Source organism: Streptomyces sp. NPDC053079 (assembly GCF_044546695.1).
In the GTDB taxonomy this organism is placed as follows: domain Bacteria; phylum Actinomycetota; class Actinomycetes; order Streptomycetales; family Streptomycetaceae; genus Streptomyces.
Map to the genome: position 1 here is coordinate 920,834 of NZ_JBITZJ010000002.1, position 16,118 is coordinate 936,951.

13 protein-coding genes are annotated in these 16,118 nt (G+C 73.2%); 3 read left to right on the forward strand and 10 right to left on the reverse strand.

Translation table 11 applies throughout. The annotated features are described in order from the left end of the window. Positions 1–33: 33 nt before the first annotated feature. The 4 genes from ACIGXW_RS11490 to ACIGXW_RS11505 form a co-directional block, all read right to left on the reverse strand. Complete coding sequence (locus ACIGXW_RS11490) at positions 34–816, reverse strand: ABC transporter ATP-binding protein (protein WP_071964119.1); 783 nt, start codon at positions 814–816, stop codon at positions 34–36. Positions 817–1,041: 225 nt separating this feature from the next. Beyond that, on the reverse strand, positions 1,042–1,902 hold the full coding sequence (locus ACIGXW_RS11495; protein WP_360908823.1) for a carbohydrate ABC transporter permease: 861 nt from the start codon (positions 1,900–1,902) through the stop codon (positions 1,042–1,044). A gap of 168 nt (positions 1,903–2,070) precedes the next feature. Further along, positions 2,071–2,493, reverse strand: coding sequence for a CBS domain-containing protein (locus ACIGXW_RS11500; RefSeq protein WP_071964117.1), 423 nt, complete (start codon positions 2,491–2,493; stop codon positions 2,071–2,073). A gap of 52 nt (positions 2,494–2,545) precedes the next feature. Continuing rightward, positions 2,546–2,962 (reverse strand): CBS domain-containing protein, encoded by a 417-nt coding sequence (locus ACIGXW_RS11505; RefSeq protein WP_399572197.1) that lies wholly within the window; start codon positions 2,960–2,962, stop codon positions 2,546–2,548. 205 nt (positions 2,963–3,167) lie between these two features. Between ACIGXW_RS11505 and ACIGXW_RS11510 the strand changes: the two genes are divergently transcribed. Further along, positions 3,168–3,974 (forward strand): VOC family protein, encoded by an 807-nt coding sequence (locus tag ACIGXW_RS11510; protein ID WP_399572198.1) that lies wholly within the window; start codon positions 3,168–3,170, stop codon positions 3,972–3,974. A gap of 122 nt (positions 3,975–4,096) precedes the next feature. Beyond that, positions 4,097–4,537, forward strand: a complete 441-nt coding sequence (locus tag ACIGXW_RS11515) for a hypothetical protein (RefSeq protein WP_399572200.1) — start codon at positions 4,097–4,099, stop codon at positions 4,535–4,537. Between the two features lie 438 nt (positions 4,538–4,975). Here ACIGXW_RS11515 and ACIGXW_RS11520 read toward each other — a convergent pair whose 3' ends face one another. The 4 genes from ACIGXW_RS11520 to ACIGXW_RS11535 form a co-directional block, all read right to left on the reverse strand. Beyond that, positions 4,976–5,911: a carbohydrate ABC transporter permease gene (locus ACIGXW_RS11520; RefSeq protein ID WP_399572202.1), complete on the reverse strand. Its 936-nt coding sequence runs from the start codon at positions 5,909–5,911 to the stop codon at positions 4,976–4,978. Positions 5,912–5,939: 28 nt separating this feature from the next. Then, positions 5,940–7,304 carry an extracellular solute-binding protein gene (locus ACIGXW_RS11525; protein ID WP_399572204.1) on the reverse strand — a complete coding sequence of 455 codons (1,365 nt, stop codon included), beginning with the start codon at positions 7,302–7,304 and terminating at the stop codon, positions 5,940–5,942. A gap of 106 nt (positions 7,305–7,410) precedes the next feature. Continuing rightward, positions 7,411–8,139 (reverse strand): response regulator, encoded by a 729-nt coding sequence (locus ACIGXW_RS11530; RefSeq protein WP_399572206.1) that lies wholly within the window; start codon positions 8,137–8,139, stop codon positions 7,411–7,413. After that, the gene (locus ACIGXW_RS11535; RefSeq protein ID WP_399572209.1) at positions 8,136–9,803 is read right to left on the reverse strand and encodes an ATP-binding protein; all 1,668 of its coding nucleotides are present in this window, start codon (positions 9,801–9,803) and stop codon (positions 8,136–8,138) included. The genes ACIGXW_RS11530 and ACIGXW_RS11535 overlap by 4 nt, the downstream gene beginning before the upstream one ends. A gap of 171 nt (positions 9,804–9,974) precedes the next feature. Here ACIGXW_RS11535 and ACIGXW_RS11540 point away from each other — a divergent pair, with 171 nt between their 5' ends. Continuing rightward, positions 9,975–11,354 (forward strand): cation:dicarboxylate symporter family transporter, encoded by a 1,380-nt coding sequence (locus tag ACIGXW_RS11540; protein WP_071964106.1) that lies wholly within the window; start codon positions 9,975–9,977, stop codon positions 11,352–11,354. Between the two features lie 66 nt (positions 11,355–11,420). Here ACIGXW_RS11540 and glgB read toward each other — a convergent pair whose 3' ends face one another. Further along, positions 11,421–13,709: a 1,4-alpha-glucan branching enzyme gene (glgB, locus tag ACIGXW_RS11545; RefSeq protein ID WP_399572211.1), complete on the reverse strand. Its 2,289-nt coding sequence runs from the start codon at positions 13,707–13,709 to the stop codon at positions 11,421–11,423. Positions 13,710–14,280: 571 nt separating this feature from the next. Then, positions 14,281–15,807 carry a maltokinase gene (locus ACIGXW_RS11550; RefSeq protein WP_399572213.1) on the reverse strand — a complete coding sequence of 509 codons (1,527 nt, stop codon included), beginning with the start codon at positions 15,805–15,807 and terminating at the stop codon, positions 14,281–14,283. Positions 15,808–16,118 lie beyond the last annotated feature (311 nt).

Here is a 16,118-nt window from a genome sequence, read left to right on the forward strand (position 1 = left end):
GTCAGTCCTGGAGGTCGTCGGATCCGGCGGTGATCAGCTCGTGCGGCCCTTGGCGTCGAAACGCTTCATGCGGTCCAGGACGGCGTCGGCGGTGGGCTCGCGCAGCTCGTCGACGATGCGGCCGTCGGCGAGGAAGACGACGCGGTCGGCGTAGGAGGCGGCGACGGGGTCGTGGGTGACCATGACGACCGTCTGCTGCAGCGCCCGCACGGACTCGTGCAGGAAGCCCAGCAGCTCGGCGCCGGAGCGGGAGTCGAGGTTGCCGGTCGGCTCGTCCGCGAAGATGATCTCCGGCTTGGCGGTGAGGGCGCGGGCCACGGCCACGCGCTGCTGCTGGCCGCCGGACAGCTGGCTCGGCCGGTGCGCGAGCCGCCCGGACAGGCCCAGCGTCGTCACGATCTGCCGCAGCCACTCCGGGTCCGGCTTGCGGCCCGCGATGTCCATGGGGAGCGTGATGTTCTCCAGGGCGGTCAGGGTGGGCAGCAGGTTGAACGCCTGGAAGATGAAGCCCACCTTGTCCCGGCGCAGCCGGGTCAGCTGCCGGTCGCCGAGCGAGCCGAGCTCGGTGTCGCCGATCCGGGTGGAGCCGGAGGAGATGGTGTCCAGGCCCGCCATGCAGTGCATCAGCGTCGACTTGCCGGAGCCGGACGGCCCCATGATCGCCGTGAACTCGGCCCGGCGGAACTCCACGGAGACCGAGTCCAGGGCGGCCACCCGGGTCTCGCCCTGCCCGTAGACCTTGCTCAGCCCGGTGGCGCGAGCGGCGATGACGCCGGCGGGCGTGTGGGGGGTGGCGTAGGCAGCCGTGTGGGACACGAGGTCTCCTCCGGGAGGTACGTGGGGGGTGGGGACGTTGGAATCAACAGTTCCAATTCTCGGAGCGGCAGCCTCGGCGAGCGTCAGCCGTACGGCCGGAAAACGGCGTCGTGCTCTGGGCCTGTGGTGCCGGTGGGGCGTAGTACCGCAGACGGACGCCGTCATCCTGAAGGCGCACCGGGCCGCCTGCGGGCGGAGGCGGGCCGGCGGCGGGTCGCCGGCGGGTCAGCCCTTTACCGCGCCCCCGAGCGCGAAACCTCCACCGAGGCGGCGGGCGATGAGCGCGTACAGCACGACCACGGGCGTCGAGTAGAGGAGGGAGAAGGCCGCCAGCTGTCCGTAGGCCACCTGCCCGTAGTTCCCGAAGAAGGTGAAGATGCTGACGGACGCGGGCAGTTGGTCGGGGGAGAGCAGCAGCATGAACGGAACGAAGAAATTGCCCCAGAGCATGATGAAGCAGTAGATGGTCACGACCGAGAGGCCCGGGCCCATCAGCGGCAGGATCACCCGCACCAGCGCCTGCAGCCGGCCTGCGCCGTCCGTCCAGGCGGCCTCCTCCAGGATGACCGGCACGCCGTCCATGAAGTTCTTCATCAGCCAGATGGCGAACGGCAGTTGGGCGGTGGCGAGGAAGAGCGCGGTGCCGTAGACGGTGTCGATGAGGTTGATCCGCACGAACAGCCCGTAGACGGGCACCATGATCGCCGTCAGGGGCAGACAGGTCGTGAAGAGCACCCCCAGCAGATACGGCCGGGTGACGCGGGAGCGGTAGCGCGAGAGCGGGTACGCGGCGAGCGCGGCGCACACGATCGTGAGCAGGGTGGCGCCGCCGCACAGCAGCAGGCTGTTGAGCATGGGCCGGAAGGTGATGTCCTCGGTCAGCACCGCCGAGAAGTTGTCGAACGTGGGGTCCTCGGGGGCGCGCACCCGCAGCCCCGCCCCGGAGTCGACGGAGGCCAGCAGCAGCCACACCAGCGGCACGGCGAACGCGCCCGCCACGACGAGCAGCGCGGCGTCGGCGGCGAGCCGGTGGGACGGGCCGGGACGGTAGCGGCGGCGGGGGCGGCGGGCGAGGAGCGGGCGCATGGCACCTCCGGGCGCGACGTGCGCGGACAGCCGCTCGGAGGGTAGCGCGGGGCGGGGGTGCGGGGGCAGGGGGCCGGGCCGCGCTTCACCCCGCCCCCTTGCCCACGGTGGGGGCCCACGGGGCGGGCCGGGGCGCGCCGGGGCGTGCCCGTCGGCCGCCGCGCCCGCCTACTTCGCCGGTGAGTAGATGTGGCCGGCGAACTCGGCGACCTGGGCGTCGGGCAGGTGGCGGGCCAGGTCCGCCTCGCTGATCATGCCCACCAGGCGCTTGTTCTCGATCACCGGGAGACGACGGATCCGGTGGCTCTCCATCTCGTGCAGGACGTCCTGGACGTCGGCGTTCGCGTCGATCCAGCGGGGCGTCCCCTCGCAGAGGTCGGCGGCCGTGCACTTGGACGGGTCGTGCCCCAGGGCGAGGCACTTCACGACGATGTCGCGGTCGGTGATGATCCCGCACAGCCGCCCGTTGTCGTCACTGACCGGCAGGGCGCCCACGTTGAGCATCTTCATCACCTGGGCCGCGCGGGGCAGGGTCTCCTCGCGGGTGATCCACTGGGCGCCCGGATGCATGATGTCCTTGGCCTTGGTCATGGTCTGTCCGCCTCCTCGGAGGGTGTCGTAGCCGCCGGCTGCCGGGTGGCGGTCAGCGGGCGTAGACCAGCTCCGTGAACTCGGCGATCTGTTCGTCCGTGAGGTGGTGGGCCAGGTCGGCCTCGCTGATCATCCCGACGAGACGCTTGTTCTCGATCACCGGTATCCGCTTGATGCGGTGGCCCCCCATTTCGTGCAGGACGTCCTCGACGTCGGCGTTCGCGTCGATCCAGCGGGGCGTGCCCTCGCAGAGGTCGGCGGCGCGGCACTGGGAGGGGTCGATGCCCTCGGCGATGCACTTCACGACGATGTCGCGGTCCGTGATGATGCCGCACAGCCGCTCGTTCGCGTCGGCGACCGGCAGGGCTCCCACGTTCAGGTCCCGCATCAGCTGGGCCGCGACGTCCAGGGTCTCCGTCTGGGGTATCCACTGGGCGCCCTCGTGCATGATGTCCTTGGCTGTCGTCATGATCGTCCTCCTCCGAGTGCGAATGCCTCTCGAGTCGTCTGCGTCGTTGACAGCACTCTCATCGTCTCCCGCACCCTGGCCCCCGGCTATCGGAGGCTTACTCCGTTCAGGGGGAATGTCCGTACCGGGCGAGTGTCAGTGGCCGGTGCCAGACTGAAATCCGGCCGGGGGAACCCGGCGGAATCCGTCGAAGGGGCACACCACCATGCTCACTACTGACTTTGTCACCGGCGCACCGTGTTGGCTCGACCTCGGCAGTCCGAACACGGAGGGTGCCGCCGACTTCTACCGCGACGTCTTCGGCTGGGAGTTCCGGTCGGCGGGGGAGGAGGCGGGCGGCTACGGCTTCTTCCAGGTGGACGGCAAGAACGTCGCGGCCCTCGGCCCGCTGACGGAGGAGGGCGCGAGCTCGGCCTGGACCGTCTATTTCCGGACGCCGGACGCGGACGCCACGGCCAAGTCCGCCGAGCAGGGTGGCGGCACGGTGCGGGTGGCGCCGTTCGACGCGATGGAGGCGGGCCGGATGGGGTGCCTCACCGACCCGGCCGGCGCCGAGTTCGCCGTCTGGCAGCCGGCGGCCGTCCAGGGCCTGGAGAAGGTCACCGACCAGGGCTCCCTGTGCTGGGCCGAGCTCCACACCGGCGACCCCACGGCCGCCAAGGCCTTCTACCGCGGCCTGTTCGGCTGGCGCTCCGAGGACGTCAAGGTCCCCGGCATGACGTACACGGTCCTGTCCACCGCGGCCGGCGAGGACCAGCAGAAGGCATCCTTCGGCGGCGTCGTCCCCCTCCACGAGCCCGCCGAGAAGCCGCACTGGCTGCCGTACTTCGAGGTCCCGGACGTCGACCAGGTCGTCGCCCGCACCGAGGGCAACGGCGGCTCGGTCCTGATGCCGGCCGCCGACGCGCCCGACATCGGGCGCATGGCGTGGCTGGCGGACCCCTACGGCGCCCCCTTCGCGGTGATCAAGAGCGTGACGCCGCCGGTGGAGCCGGCGCCTTCGGCGGGCTGACGGGTCCGGCGGGCGCCGGCGGCCATGACCTCGGAGGTCATTGAGCCCCCGGCCCCCGCGATGTCACGGTCTCCCCAGACCGGGCCGGGTCAGGCCCCTGCCCACGGACAAAGGAGACCCGCATGAGCACCCAGGCCATGACCGCCCGGCGTTCGGCGGCCGGCAAGAGCGCGGACCTGCTGCGCACCACCCTGCGCATCGACGGCTGGGCCTGCGCCGGGCTGGGCGTCGTCCTGCTCGCCGGCTGCAAGCTGCTCAGTGACCCGCTCGGCCTGCCCACCACGTGGTCGGTCCCTTTCGGCATCGCCATGCTGGCCATGGCCGCCTTCATCGCCCTCATCGTCCGCAAGGACCCGCTCCCCTCCGGCCTCGCATGGGCCGTCGTCGTGATCAACACCCTGTCCTGCGCGGGGCTCCTGGTGCTCGCATGCACGGACGTCGTGGCGCTCACGGGCCTGGGAACCGCGTTCATGATCCTCGCGGCCGTGGTGGTCGGCCTCTTCGCCGACGTCGAGTTCTTCGGCCTGCGCCGCGCCCGGACCGCGGCGGCCGTTCGGGTATGACCCGCGCGGGGAATGCGACGGGGCCCTCCGCCGGCAGCGCGGCCGGCACCGGACCGTCACCGCCGGCGGCCCCGGTGAGCCGGTCGAGGAACGCGGTGACCTCCGCGTCGGACACGACGGCCGGGAGCCGGGTGTCCACCGCGTCCGGCACGCGGTGCTCGACCACGACCGGCAGCCCGGCGCCGGAGGCCAGGGCGGTGTAACGTCGCCACAACTCGTCGAGCAGCGCGAACACGGACCGGCCGTCGGCTATCCCGTGGTGGATCGCCAGGACGACCCGGCTGCGCTCGCCGTCCCGCATCAGGCAGCCGAGGAAGAACCCGTCCGCCCAGTCCCTCCACCCTCGTCGACCGGCGAGCACGAAGAAATGAGGTCAGCACCCGGCCCCGGGGGTGGTGCCAGGCCCCGGGAGCGGTGCGGTTCAGCGAACGGTGACGCTCAGGTCTCCTCCCGCAGCAGCCGGACGTACACCGCTGCGAACACCGCCCCCACCAGCAACAGCAGCAGCGCCACCGCCGTTCCGTAGCCGATCAGCGCCTTGAGGAACGCCTGGTCGTACATGAACACCGGCAGCGTCTGGCTGCGGTTGCCGGGGCCGCCGCGGGTCATGGCCCAGATGAGGCCGAAGACGGACAGTGTCTGGAGGGTGTTGAGCATCAGGTTCGTGCCGATGGAGCGGCGGATCATCGGCAGGGTGATGTGCAGGAAGCGGCGCAGTCCGCTCGCGCCGTCGACCTCCGCTGCTTCGGTGACGTCGCGGGGGATCTCCGCGAGGGCCGCGGAGTAGACCAGCATGGAGAAGGCCGTGCCGCGCCAGACGTTGGCGAAGGAGACGGCGAGGATGGGGAGGGTGAACAGCCAGTTCTGCTGGGGGAGATGCAGCCACTCCAGGACGGCGTTGAGGGTGCCGCGCCGGTTGAAGAAGGTGTAGAGCAGGAAGCCCGCCACGATCTCGGGCAGCACCCATGCCGCGATCACGACGGTTCCCGTCAGCGTGCGGACGCCCTTGGACGCGCGGCGCATCAGGGCCGCCAGCGCGAAGCCCAGCGAATTCTGGCCCACGATCGACGACAGGACCGTGAAGAGGAGCGTCAGCAGCACCGCGTTGCGGAAGTCCGGGTCCGCGAAGGCCCGGCGGAAGTTGGCGAAGCCGACGAAGGAGGCCGACGCCTGACCGGTCAGCTGGGTGTCGGTGAAGGCCAGGTAGACGCAGTAGGCGATGGGCCCGGCGAGCAGGAGCAGCAGCAGGGCCGTCGCCGGGGCGAGGGGCAGCCAGCGCGCGGCGCTACGGGCGCGGCGGGCCACCGGGCCCGGTCCAGGGATCGGTCCAGGCCCCGGGCCTGTGCCTGCGCCCCGCGGTGCGGTCGCGGTCACGGTGTCCCCTTTCCGTCCGTCCGCCCCCTCATCGCGTCGTCACGCCCGACGCGCCCGCGACCGACGTCAGCCGCTCGTCGTAGCGGCGCGCCGCCTGCGCCACGTCGGCGTCCCCGGTCGTCACCGACTCCATCGCCTCCTGGATCGCGTGGGAGACCTGGGGATACACCGGAAGCGCCGGGCGGTAGTGGGTGTGCTCGACCAGGCTCGTAAAAAACTCGATGCCCGGCATCGACTCCCGGTACCGGCGGGCCGACGCCACGTCGTCCCGTACGGCGATCTGCGCGTCGCGCACCGTCCACTCGGTGGCGTTGGCGGTGTTCTGCAGGGTCTCGATCACCTGCCAGGCCAGGTCGGGCTTGGCGGACTTGGCGCTGATCGACCAGGTCCAGCCCCCGGAGAGACTGACGCGGCCCGGCGCCTTGCCGTCCTTCGTGGGGAAGGCGGCCCGGCCCATCACGTGGGACCACTCCGGCCAGGGGCTGGACCCGTTCGCCAGCCAGTTCTTGCCGAGCCAGGAGCCGTCGAGGGCGATGGCCAGCTTGCCGGTGGGCAGCCATTCGGTGGCGACGACGGTGGAGACGTTGGGGTCGAGCGCGTCGGAGGGGTCGGGGCCCAGTTTCTCGGAGTAGACGGTGCGGACGAAGTCGAGGGCGTCCTTGAAGCCCTGGCCGCCCACCACCCACTTCTTCTCCGCCGGCCGGTAGAGGGGGTCGGCCCCCGTCCCGTACAGCAGCATCTCGAAGCCCTGCATGGTGGCGGCCTCGCCCGGGCCCTTGCCCGTGTAGACGTTGAGCGGGATGACGCCGGGGGCCTTGCGTTTGATGGTGCGGGCGGCCTCGAGGACGTCGTTCCAGGTGTGCGGCGCCCAGTCCTCGGGCAGCCCGGCCCTGGCGAAGACGCTCTTGTTGAACCACAGGCCGCGGGTGTCCGTGCCGTCCGGCACCCCGTACGTCCTGCCGTCCTCCGCCTTCGCCGACGCCTTCGCGGTCTGCTCGAAGTGGTCCCAGGGCTTCCAGTGCGCCAGCTTGTCGTCCAGCGGTCTCAAGTAGCCGCTCTTGATGTCGGAGTTGATGAGAAACGTATCCTCACGGACGACGTCCGGGGCCGTCTTCGGCGACCGCATCATCTGCTGGATCTTGGCGTAGTAGTCGTCCTGCGAGGCCTGGATCGGGACGAGTTCGAGCTTCTTGCCCTGGTGGTCCCGCTCGAACTGCTTCTTGATCCCGGCCAGGTAGTCGTCCATGATCCGGACCTTGTTGTCCGTGCTGCGCGGGTAGGCGATCTTCACGGTGTCCGGATCGCCGCCGGATCCGCCGCAGGCCGTCAGCGACGCGGTGGTGAGAGCGGTGGCGAGGGTGGCGACGAGGAGTACGGGGGTGGTGGGGCGCACGGCACGACCTCCTGCACCTTGGGATGTCGAGTCGTACGTTCCCCCGGCGGCCCCGCCGCACGCGTACGGCCGCCCGCCGCCGCCCGCCGCCGCCCGCCCCCCGGCGTCAGCGCCGGCTGAGCCAGGTGTACCGCAGCTCGGGCCGGCCCACCTGGCCGTACTGCGGGGCCCGGGCGGCGCGGCCGGTGTCCACGAGGTACTCCAGATAACGGCGGGCGGTGATCCGTGAGATGCCCACGGCGCTCGCGGCCGCGCCCGAGGACACGCCGGCGGGACCCGCGGCCCGCAGGGTGTCGGTGATCGACTGCAGGGTGTCCGCGGCCAGCCCCTTGGGCAGCGCGGCCGGCTGCGGGGCGCGCAGGGCCGCCAGTGCCCGGTCGACCTCCTCCTGGCCGCCGGCCTCCCCGGCGGCGGAGTGGAACTCCGCGTACCGCACGAGGCGGTCGCGCAGGGTGGCGAAGGTGAAGGGCTTGAGCACGTACTGCACCACGCCGAGCGAGACGCCCTCGCGGACCACGGCCAGGTCGCGGGCCGAGGTCACGGCGATGACGTCGGCGGTGTGCCCGGCCGTGCGCAGCGAGCGCAGGAGCTGCAGGCCGTGGCCGTCGGGGAGGTAGAGGTCCAGCAGGAGCAGGTCGACCGGCGTCCGCTTGAGGAACTGCGAGGCGTCGCCGCGCGTGTGCGCGACCCCGGCGACCGTGAACCCGGGCACCCGGCCCACGTACAGCGCGTGCGCGGCGGCGGCCACGGGATCGTCCTCGACGACCAGGACGCGGATCGGCGACGCGGCCGCCGGCCCGGCGCCCGGCGGTTCGGGGCAGGGACCGGTGCTCATGCGGGGACTCCTTCGGGGGTGGGGACGCGCAGGGGCAGCCGGACGGTGAACTCGGCCCCGCCGGCGGGGGAGCGGCCGAGCGTGACCGTACCGCCGTTGCGGCGGGCGGCCTGCTGCACGAGCGCCAGGCCGAGGCCGCGGCCGTGCGGTGCGATGCCGGGCGACTTGGTGGACCAGCCCCGGCGGAACACCTCCGCCACGGCCTCGGCGGCGACGCCGGGGCCCGAGTCGCCCACGCGCAGCAGCAGCTCGCCGCCGTCGCCGCTGTCGTCGTCGGTGCTCTCGGCGCCGTCGGTGCGGACGGTCACGGTGACGCGGGGGGCGGTGCGCGAGCCGGTCGCCGCCTCGACGGCGTTGTCGATCAGATTGCCGAGGACGGTGACGAGGTCGCGGGCGGGCAGGCCGGGCGGCAGGAGGCCGTCGTCGACGCGGGTGTCGTCGGTCAGGACGAGCTCCACGCCGTGCTCGTTGGCCTGGGCGGCCTTGCCCAGCAGCAGCGCCGCGAGGACGGGCTCGGCGACGGCGGCGACGACGCGGTCGGTCAGGGCCTGGGCGAGCTCGAGTTCGGCGGTGGCGAACTCCACCGCCTCCTCCGCCCGGCCGAGCTCGATGAGGGAGACGACGGCGTGCAGGCGGTTGGCCGCCTCGTGGGCCTGCGAGCGCAGTGCCTCGGCGAAGCCGCGTACGGAGTCCAGCTCCCCGGACAGCGCCTGGAGTTCGGTGTGGTCGCGCAGGGTGACGACCGTGCCGCGCCGCTCGCCGCTGGAGACGGGCGAGGTGTTGACGACCACGACGCGCTCGGCGGTCAGGTGCACCTCGTCCACGCGCGGCCCGGAGGCCAGCAGCGCGTCGGTCAGCGGCGCGGGGAGGCCGAGGTCGCGGACGTGCCGGCCGACGACGTCGCCGCGCAGGCCGAGGAGCTCCCGCCCGCCATCGTTGACCAGGGCGACGCACCGCTGCCCGTCGAGCATCAGCAGCCCCTCGCGCACCGCGTGCAGGGCGGCCTCGTGGTAGTCGTGCATGCGGCCGAGCTCGGCCGCGTTCATGCCGTGCGTGTGGCGGCGCAGCCGGGTGTTGAGGAGGTACGTGCCCGCGCCGCCGAGGGCGAGGGCGGCCACGGCCATGGCGAGCAGGGCGGCGACCTGGCGGCGCACCTCGGCACTGATCGCGTCGACCGTGATGCCCGCGCTGACCAGGGCGGTGACCTCGCCGCCCGGCTCCTGGCGCACCGGGGCGACGGCCCGTACGGACGGGCCCAGCGTGCCGGTGTACGTCTCGGAGAACGTACGGCCGCCCAGGGCGGGTCCGGTGTGGCCGAGGAAGCGTTCGCCCACGCGGGACGGATCGGGGTGGGTCCAGCGGACGCCGCCCGGGCTCATGATCGTCACGAAGTCGACGCCCGTGTCGTGGCGGACCTGCTCGGCGTACGGCCCCAGCGCGGCGGCCGGGTCCGGGCCGCGCACGGCCGCCCGTACGGCCGGCGAGGCGGCGACGGCGGTGGCGGCCGCGGTCACCTGGCGGCGGGCCGTCTCCTGCGCCTGCCGGCGGTCGGAGACGTACGTGAAGACCGCGCATCCGGCCACCACGACGGCGACCAGCACGATCTGCATCGCGAAGAGCTGGCCGGCCAGGCTGCGGGGGCGGCGTATGCGAGGTATGCGCATGGCCGACAGTGTGCCCTCTGGCCGGTTCGTGAACGTAATGCACGCAAGGGTGACCGCCGTCACAACGCCATGCATAGTCACCGCGACCCCCTTTCGTCGGGAGAACGGGGTCCGGGGACCTCGCGACGGAGCGGGAGCCCCGCATCGAGCCGGGACGACGAGGAGACCACCGTGGCAGTGCAGCCACCGCCGCAGGAGCCGCAGCAGGCGCGCGGAAGAGCCGACCGTACGCACTACCTCTACCTCGCGGTGATCGCGGCGGTGCTCGCCGGCATCGCGGTCGGCTTCGCCGCGCCCGGGGTCGCGGTGGAGCTGAAGCCGCTGGGCACGGGCTTTGTGAACCTGATCAAGATGATGATCTCGCCGGTCATCTTCTGCACGATCGTGCTCGGCATCGGGTCCGTGCGGAAGGCCGCGAAGGTCGGCGCCGTGGGCGGCCTCGCCCTCGGCTACTTCATGATCATGTCGACCGTGGCCCTCGCCATCGGCCTGGTCGTCGGCAACCTCCTCGAGCCCGGCAGCGGCCTGCACCTGACCGACTCCCTCCGGCACGCCGGCGAGGCCCAGGCCAAGGGCGCGAGCCACGAGTCGACGGCCGACTTCGTGCTCGGCATCATCCCCACCACCATGGTGTCCGCCTTCACCGGCGGCGAGGTGCTGCAGACCCTGCTGGTGGCGCTGCTGGCGGGCTTCGCGCTGCAGGCGATGGGCCCGGCCGGCGAGCCGGTCCTGCGGGGCATCGGACATCTCCAGAAGCTGGTCTTCCGCATCCTGGCCATGGTCATGTGGGCGGCACCGGTCGGCGCCTTCGGCGCCATCGCCGCGGTGGTCGGGGCCACGGGCCTGGACGCGCTGAAGTCCCTCGCCGTCATCATGATCGGCTTCTATGTGACCTGTGTGCTCTTCGTGGTGGTCGTGCTCGGTGCGCTGCTGCGGCTGGTGGCCAAGGTCAACATCTTCGCGCTGCTGAAGTACCTGGGGCGGGAGTTCCTGCTGATCCTGTCCACCTCGTCCTCGGAGTCCGCGCTGCCGCGGCTGATCGCGAAGATGGAGCACCTGGGCGTCAGCAAGCCGGTCGTCGGCATCACCGTGCCGACCGGCTACTCCTTCAATCTCGACGGCACGGCCATCTACCTGACGATGTCGTCGCTGTTCGTCGCCGAGGCGATGGGACAGCCGCTGTCGCTGGGGCAGCAGGTGTCGCTCCTGCTGTTCATGATCGTGGCGTCGAAGGGCGCGGCGGGCGTGACCGGCGCGGGGCTCGCCACGCTCGCGGGCGGCCTGCAGTCGCACCGGCCGGAACTGGTCGACGGCGTCGGACTGATCGTCGGCATCGACCGCTTCATGAGCGAGGCGCGGGCGCTGACGAACTTCGCCGGCAACGCGGTGGCGACGGTCCTCGTGGGGACGTGGACCAAGGAGATCGACCACGGGCGGGTACGGGAGGTTCTCGCGGGGCGGGTGCCGTTCGACGAGGTCACGTTGACGGACGACGGGCATGGGGCGGTGCCGGTACCCCGGGGCGGGGAGAAGGAGACGGCGGGGGTCTGAGCGATTCTTGTCCTCAATCGCCGGACGGGCCCGAATTTCAGCCCGTCCGGCGCTCGAGGACCCCGCTCACACCGGCCGTAGCCACACCGTCGCCAGGGGCGGCAGCGTCAGGGTCACGCTGGCCGGGTGGCCCTGGTGGCGGACCGGGGAGGACTTCACCGGGTCCTCGTTCGTGACGCCGCTGCCGCCGTACCGCAGGGCGTCGGTGTTGAGGCACTCCTCCCACACCGTGTCCGCCGCCGGTACCCCCAGCCGGTAGCCGTGGCGCACCACCGGCGAGAAATTGCTGACGGACAGCAGGGGGGAGCCGTCGGCCGCGAAGCGCAGGAAGGCGAAGACGTTGTCCTCGTGCGCATGGCCCTCCACCCACCGGAAGCCCTCCGGCACCGTGTCGCACTCCCACAGCGCGGGGGCGGCGCGGTAGCGCGCGTTGAGGTCGCGCACCAGGTCCCGTACGCCCCGGTGGTCGGCCTCCGCGGAGTACGAGGGGTCCAGCAGCCACCAGTCGGGGCCGTGGCCCTCGGCCCACTCGGCGCCCTGGGCGAACTCCTGGCCCATGAACAGCAGCTGCTTGCCGGGATGGGCCCACATGAAGCCCAGGAACGCGCGGTGGTCGGCGCGCTGCTGCCACCAGTCGCCCGGCATCTTGGAGACCAGGGACCGCTTGCCGTGCACGACCTCGTCGTGCGAGATCGGCAGCACGTAGTTCTCGCTGTAGGCGTAGACCATCGCGAAGGTCATCTCGCCGTGGTGGTACTTGCGGTGGACCGGCTCCTTGGAGACGTACTCCAGCGAGTCGTGCATCCACCCCATGTTCCACTTCAGCCCGAAGCCGAGGCCCCCGAAGCCGCCCGGGCCCACGTGGTGGGTGGCGCGGGTGACGCCGTCCCAGGCGGTGGACTCCTCGGCGATCGTCACGATGCCCGGGCAGCGGCGGTAGACGGTGGCGTTCATCTCCTGCAGGAAGGCGACCGCGTCGAGGTTCTCCCGGCCCCCGTGCTCGTTGGGCGTCCACTGGCCCGGCTCGCGGGAGTAGTCCAGGTAGAGCATCGAGGCCACGGCGTCCACCCGCAGGCCGTCGATGTGGAACTCCTGGCACCAGTAGACGGCGTTCGCCACCAGGAAGTTACGGACCTCCTTGCGCCCGTAGTCGAACTCCAGCGTGCCCCAGTCCGGGTGCGCGGCCCGCAGCGGGTCCTGGTGCTCGTACAGCGGGCGGCCGTCGAACTCGGCCAGCGCCCAGTCGTCGCGCGGGAAGTGCGCCGGCACCCAGTCCATGAGGACCCCGATGCCCGCCCGGTGCAGGGCGTCGACCAGGTACTTGAAGTCGTCGGGCGTGCCCAGGCGCGCGGTCGGCGCGTAGAAGCCGGTGACCTGATAACCCCACGAGCCGCCGAAGGGGTGCTCGGCGACCGGCATCAGCTCCACGTGCGTGAAGCCGAGGTCCTTGACGTACGCGGGGAGCTGCTCGGCGAGCTGCCGGTAGGTCAGCCCGGGGCGCCATGAGGGCAGGTGCAGCTCGTAGACGGAGAAGGGCGCCTGGTGTACCGGGCGCGCGCCGCGGCCCTCCATCCATGCCGAGTCCCGCCACAGGTGGTGCGAGGCGTGCACGATCGAGGCGTTGGCCGGCGGCACCTCGGTGCGCCGGGCCATCGGGTCGGCCCGCATCGTGTGCGAGCCGTCCGGGCGGGTGAGCTGGAACTTGTACAGCGCCCCCTCGCCGACGCCCGGCAGGAACAGCTCCCACACGCCCGTGCCGCCCAGCGAGCGCATCGGGTACCCGGTGCCGTCCCAGTAGTTGAAGTCGCCGACCACCCGCACGCCCCGGGCGTTGGGCGCCCAGACCGTGAACCGGGTGCCGGCGACGCCCTCGTGGGTCATCGGCCGGGCGCCCAGCGCCCGCCACAGCTCCTCGTGCCGGCCCTCGCCGATGAGGTGCAGGTCCAGCTCGCCGAGGGCGGGCAGGAAGCGGTACGGGTCGTCGACCTCCAGCTCGGCGTCCTCGTAGGCGACGGCCAGCCGATAGCCGGCCGGGACCTCGCTCAGCGGCAGCACGGCGGCGAACAGCCCGTCGCCCTCGTCGTACAGCTCCGCGCGCAGCCCCCGGGCGGTGACCGCCACCGAGCGCGCGTACGGGCGCAGGGCGCGGAAGGCGATCCCGCCCGGTACGGGATGCGCCCCCAGCACGCCGTGCGGGTCGTGGTGCGCGCCGTGCAGAAGTCGGCCGCGCGTGGCGTCGTCCAGCGGGTCGGCGGGCCGTACGGCGTCGGGTGCGTCGGGTGCGTCGGGTGCGTCGGGTGCGCCGGGTGCGGCGGACGCGCCGGGTGCGGCGGGCACCGCACGGGACGCGGGCACCGGGGGTGCGGAAGCGGGAGCCGGTGCGGGATCCGGCGTGGCTGCGGAAGCGGAAGCCGGTGTCGGTGCCGGCTCGGGTGCGCGCGAGGGCCGGGGGAGGGCCTCCGCCGCGCCGCGCGGCGGCGGGCCGGTGGCCGGGCTCGCGGTCGGGCTGGCAGACGGGCCGGTGGGTGGGGCAGCAGCCGGGCTCGCGGTCGGGTCGGCGGATGGGTCAGCGGGCGGGCTCGTGGCCGGGCTCGCAGGCGGGCCGGTGGGTGAGTCAGCGGTCGGGCCAGCGTAGGGGCCGGTGGGCGGGCTCGCGGACGGGCTCGCGGGCGGGCCGCCGGGCGGGTCGGCGGATGGGCCGGCGGACGGGCTCGCGGTCGGACTCGCGGTCGGGTCGGCGGATGGGCCCGCGGTCGGGTCGGCGGATGGGCCCGCGGACGGGCCGGCGGGCGGCGACTGTGCGGGCCGGCCGGGCAGGAACGTCGCGGGGACGCCTCCGCCTCCGCGGGGCGCCGGCGGTGGACTGGTCGGCGGTCGTGCTGTCACTGGGTGGTCCTCCGGGTTCGGGATCCGGTCGGCGTCGACGTCATACGGCCGCCCCGCCCGTGGCCCGGTGGCCCTCCGCGAGCCGGCGGATCGCGGACATCGGGACGGAGAGCCAGTCCGGCCGGTGGCGGGCCTCGTAGAGCACTTCGTAGACGGCCTTGTCCGTCTCGTGCGCCCGCAGCAGCCGGGGGTCCTCGCGCGGGTCGTGGTGGACGGCGGCGTAGCCCTCGCAGAAGGCGTCGCGGGTCCGCTGCGCCCAGTCGGTGCCGGCCGCCCGGCCCACCGCCGCCGCGTAGTCGAAGGAGCGCAGCATGCCGGCGATGTCCCGGGCGACGGGCTGCGGGCGGCGCCGCTCGGCCAGCGGGCGCGCCGGCTCGCCCTCGAAGTCGATGAGGGACCAGCGCCCGTCGGCGGCCGTGCGCAGGGCCTGTCCCAGGTGCAGGTCGCCGTGGATGCGCTGGGCCCGCCAGGTGCGGCCGCCCCGGCCGAGCGCGGCGAGCTCCTCGTAGGCGGCGCACAGCGCGTCCCGGTACGGGAGCAGGGCGGGCACCGCGGCGACCGCGGCGTCGAGGCGGCGGGTCATGCCGGCGGCGAGGTGTTCGAGCTGCGGGCGGCGCAGGACGACGGTGGGCAGCGCCTCGGCCAGCGCCAGGTGGACCTCGGCGGTGGCGTGGCCGAGGGCGCGCGCGGAGGAGGTGAAGTCGGCCTGCACGGCGAGGGCGCCCAGCGCCAGCTGCCAGCCGTCGGCGGAGCCGGGCAGGAAGGGCTGGAGCACGCCCAGCGTCATGGGGTCGCCGGGGCCGCCGTTGCCGGTGGCCCCCGACAGGCCGGACAGGTCGGCCTCGAACCAGGCGGCCGGGGCCGGCACCCGCGAGCAGCCGGTGTTCGCGAGTGCGCGCGGCAATTCCAGGTCGGGGTTGGTGCCGGGGCCGACCCGGCGGAAGAGCTTGAGGATATACGTTTCGCCGTACACGGCCGAGGAGTTGGACTGCTCGGCGCCCAGCAGCCGGGGCGTGAGACCCGGCGAAATGGCCGCGTCCGGTTCACGGGTGAAACGCAACGGGCCGAGCCGCCCCGGTACCCGCAGCCGCTCCAGGAGCAGGGCGGCCAGGCGGGGGTCGGCGAGCCCTTCGTAGACGGTGCGGCCGCGCAGCGGGCCGTCGGCGGGCCGGCCGATGAGCGCGGGCGCCAGGTGCGGGGGCAGGACGTCCTGCACGCCGAGCAGCAGCTGGTAGCAGTCCTCGGCCGGGGCCGGGTGTCCGGCGGCGGCCGGCTGCTGGGCGCGCAGGAGCAGATGGAGCAGGCCGGGGGTCGTGCCGCCGTAGGGGCGGGGCAGCAGTTCGGTGGCCGCGACGAGCGTGAAGCCGGTGATGGGGCGGCCCTTGCCGGCGAACCAGCGCTGACGGGGCAGCCACTCGACGAGGAGGGGGGCGAGCGAGTCGAGCAGGTGCGCGCCGGAGCTCTCCGCGGCCCCGGGGCCCGCGGGGGCGGTCGAGGGCGTCGAGGGGCCCGGGGCCGGTTCCCGGTGCGCGGTGGTCTCCCGGCGGGGCGGTGCAGCGTCCGACATGCGTCGCGTCCTTTCCCCGGGGCACACGACAGATTGGGCAAAGTGTCCCGGATTGCGGCTATGGCCAGTGCGCGGTGCGGGACGTGTCGGGCGAGGATCGTCCGTACGGTCAGCGCCTGCGGCCCCTGTGTGCGGTCTCGTGCGGCTGCCGCGGTCGCTCACCGCGGCCCGTGCGTACGTGCAACCGTGCAATCCGTGCTGTCATGCGGGGTCCGTGCGGGTCCCGGCGGACCCGAGCGGATCCGTACCGCGCGGGCGGCCGCTGCGGGCCGACCGTGCGCAGTAGTACCGGTGCCCAGGGTCCGGCGGAG

Excerpts from the sequence above, each read along its gene's own strand:
- ACIGXW_RS11495 (WP_360908823.1), bottom strand. The coding sequence starts at position 1,902 with ATGCGCCCGCTCCTCGCCCGCCGCCCCCGCCGCCGCTACCGTCCCGGC.
- ACIGXW_RS11500 (WP_071964117.1), bottom strand. The coding sequence starts at position 2,493 with ATGACCAAGGCCAAGGACATCATGCATCCGGGCGCCCAGTGGATCACC.
- ACIGXW_RS11505 (WP_399572197.1), bottom strand. The coding sequence starts at position 2,962 with ATGACGACAGCCAAGGACATCATGCACGAGGGCGCCCAGTGGATACCC.
- ACIGXW_RS11510 (WP_399572198.1), top strand. The coding sequence starts at position 3,168 with ATGCTCACTACTGACTTTGTCACCGGCGCACCGTGTTGGCTCGACCTC.
- ACIGXW_RS11515 (WP_399572200.1), top strand. The coding sequence starts at position 4,097 with ATGAGCACCCAGGCCATGACCGCCCGGCGTTCGGCGGCCGGCAAGAGC.
- ACIGXW_RS11530 (WP_399572206.1), bottom strand. The coding sequence starts at position 8,139 with ATGAGCACCGGTCCCTGCCCCGAACCGCCGGGCGCCGGGCCGGCGGCC.
- ACIGXW_RS11535 (WP_399572209.1), bottom strand. The coding sequence starts at position 9,803 with ATGCGCATACCTCGCATACGCCGCCCCCGCAGCCTGGCCGGCCAGCTC.
- ACIGXW_RS11550 (WP_399572213.1), bottom strand. The coding sequence starts at position 15,807 with ATGTCGGACGCTGCACCGCCCCGCCGGGAGACCACCGCGCACCGGGAA.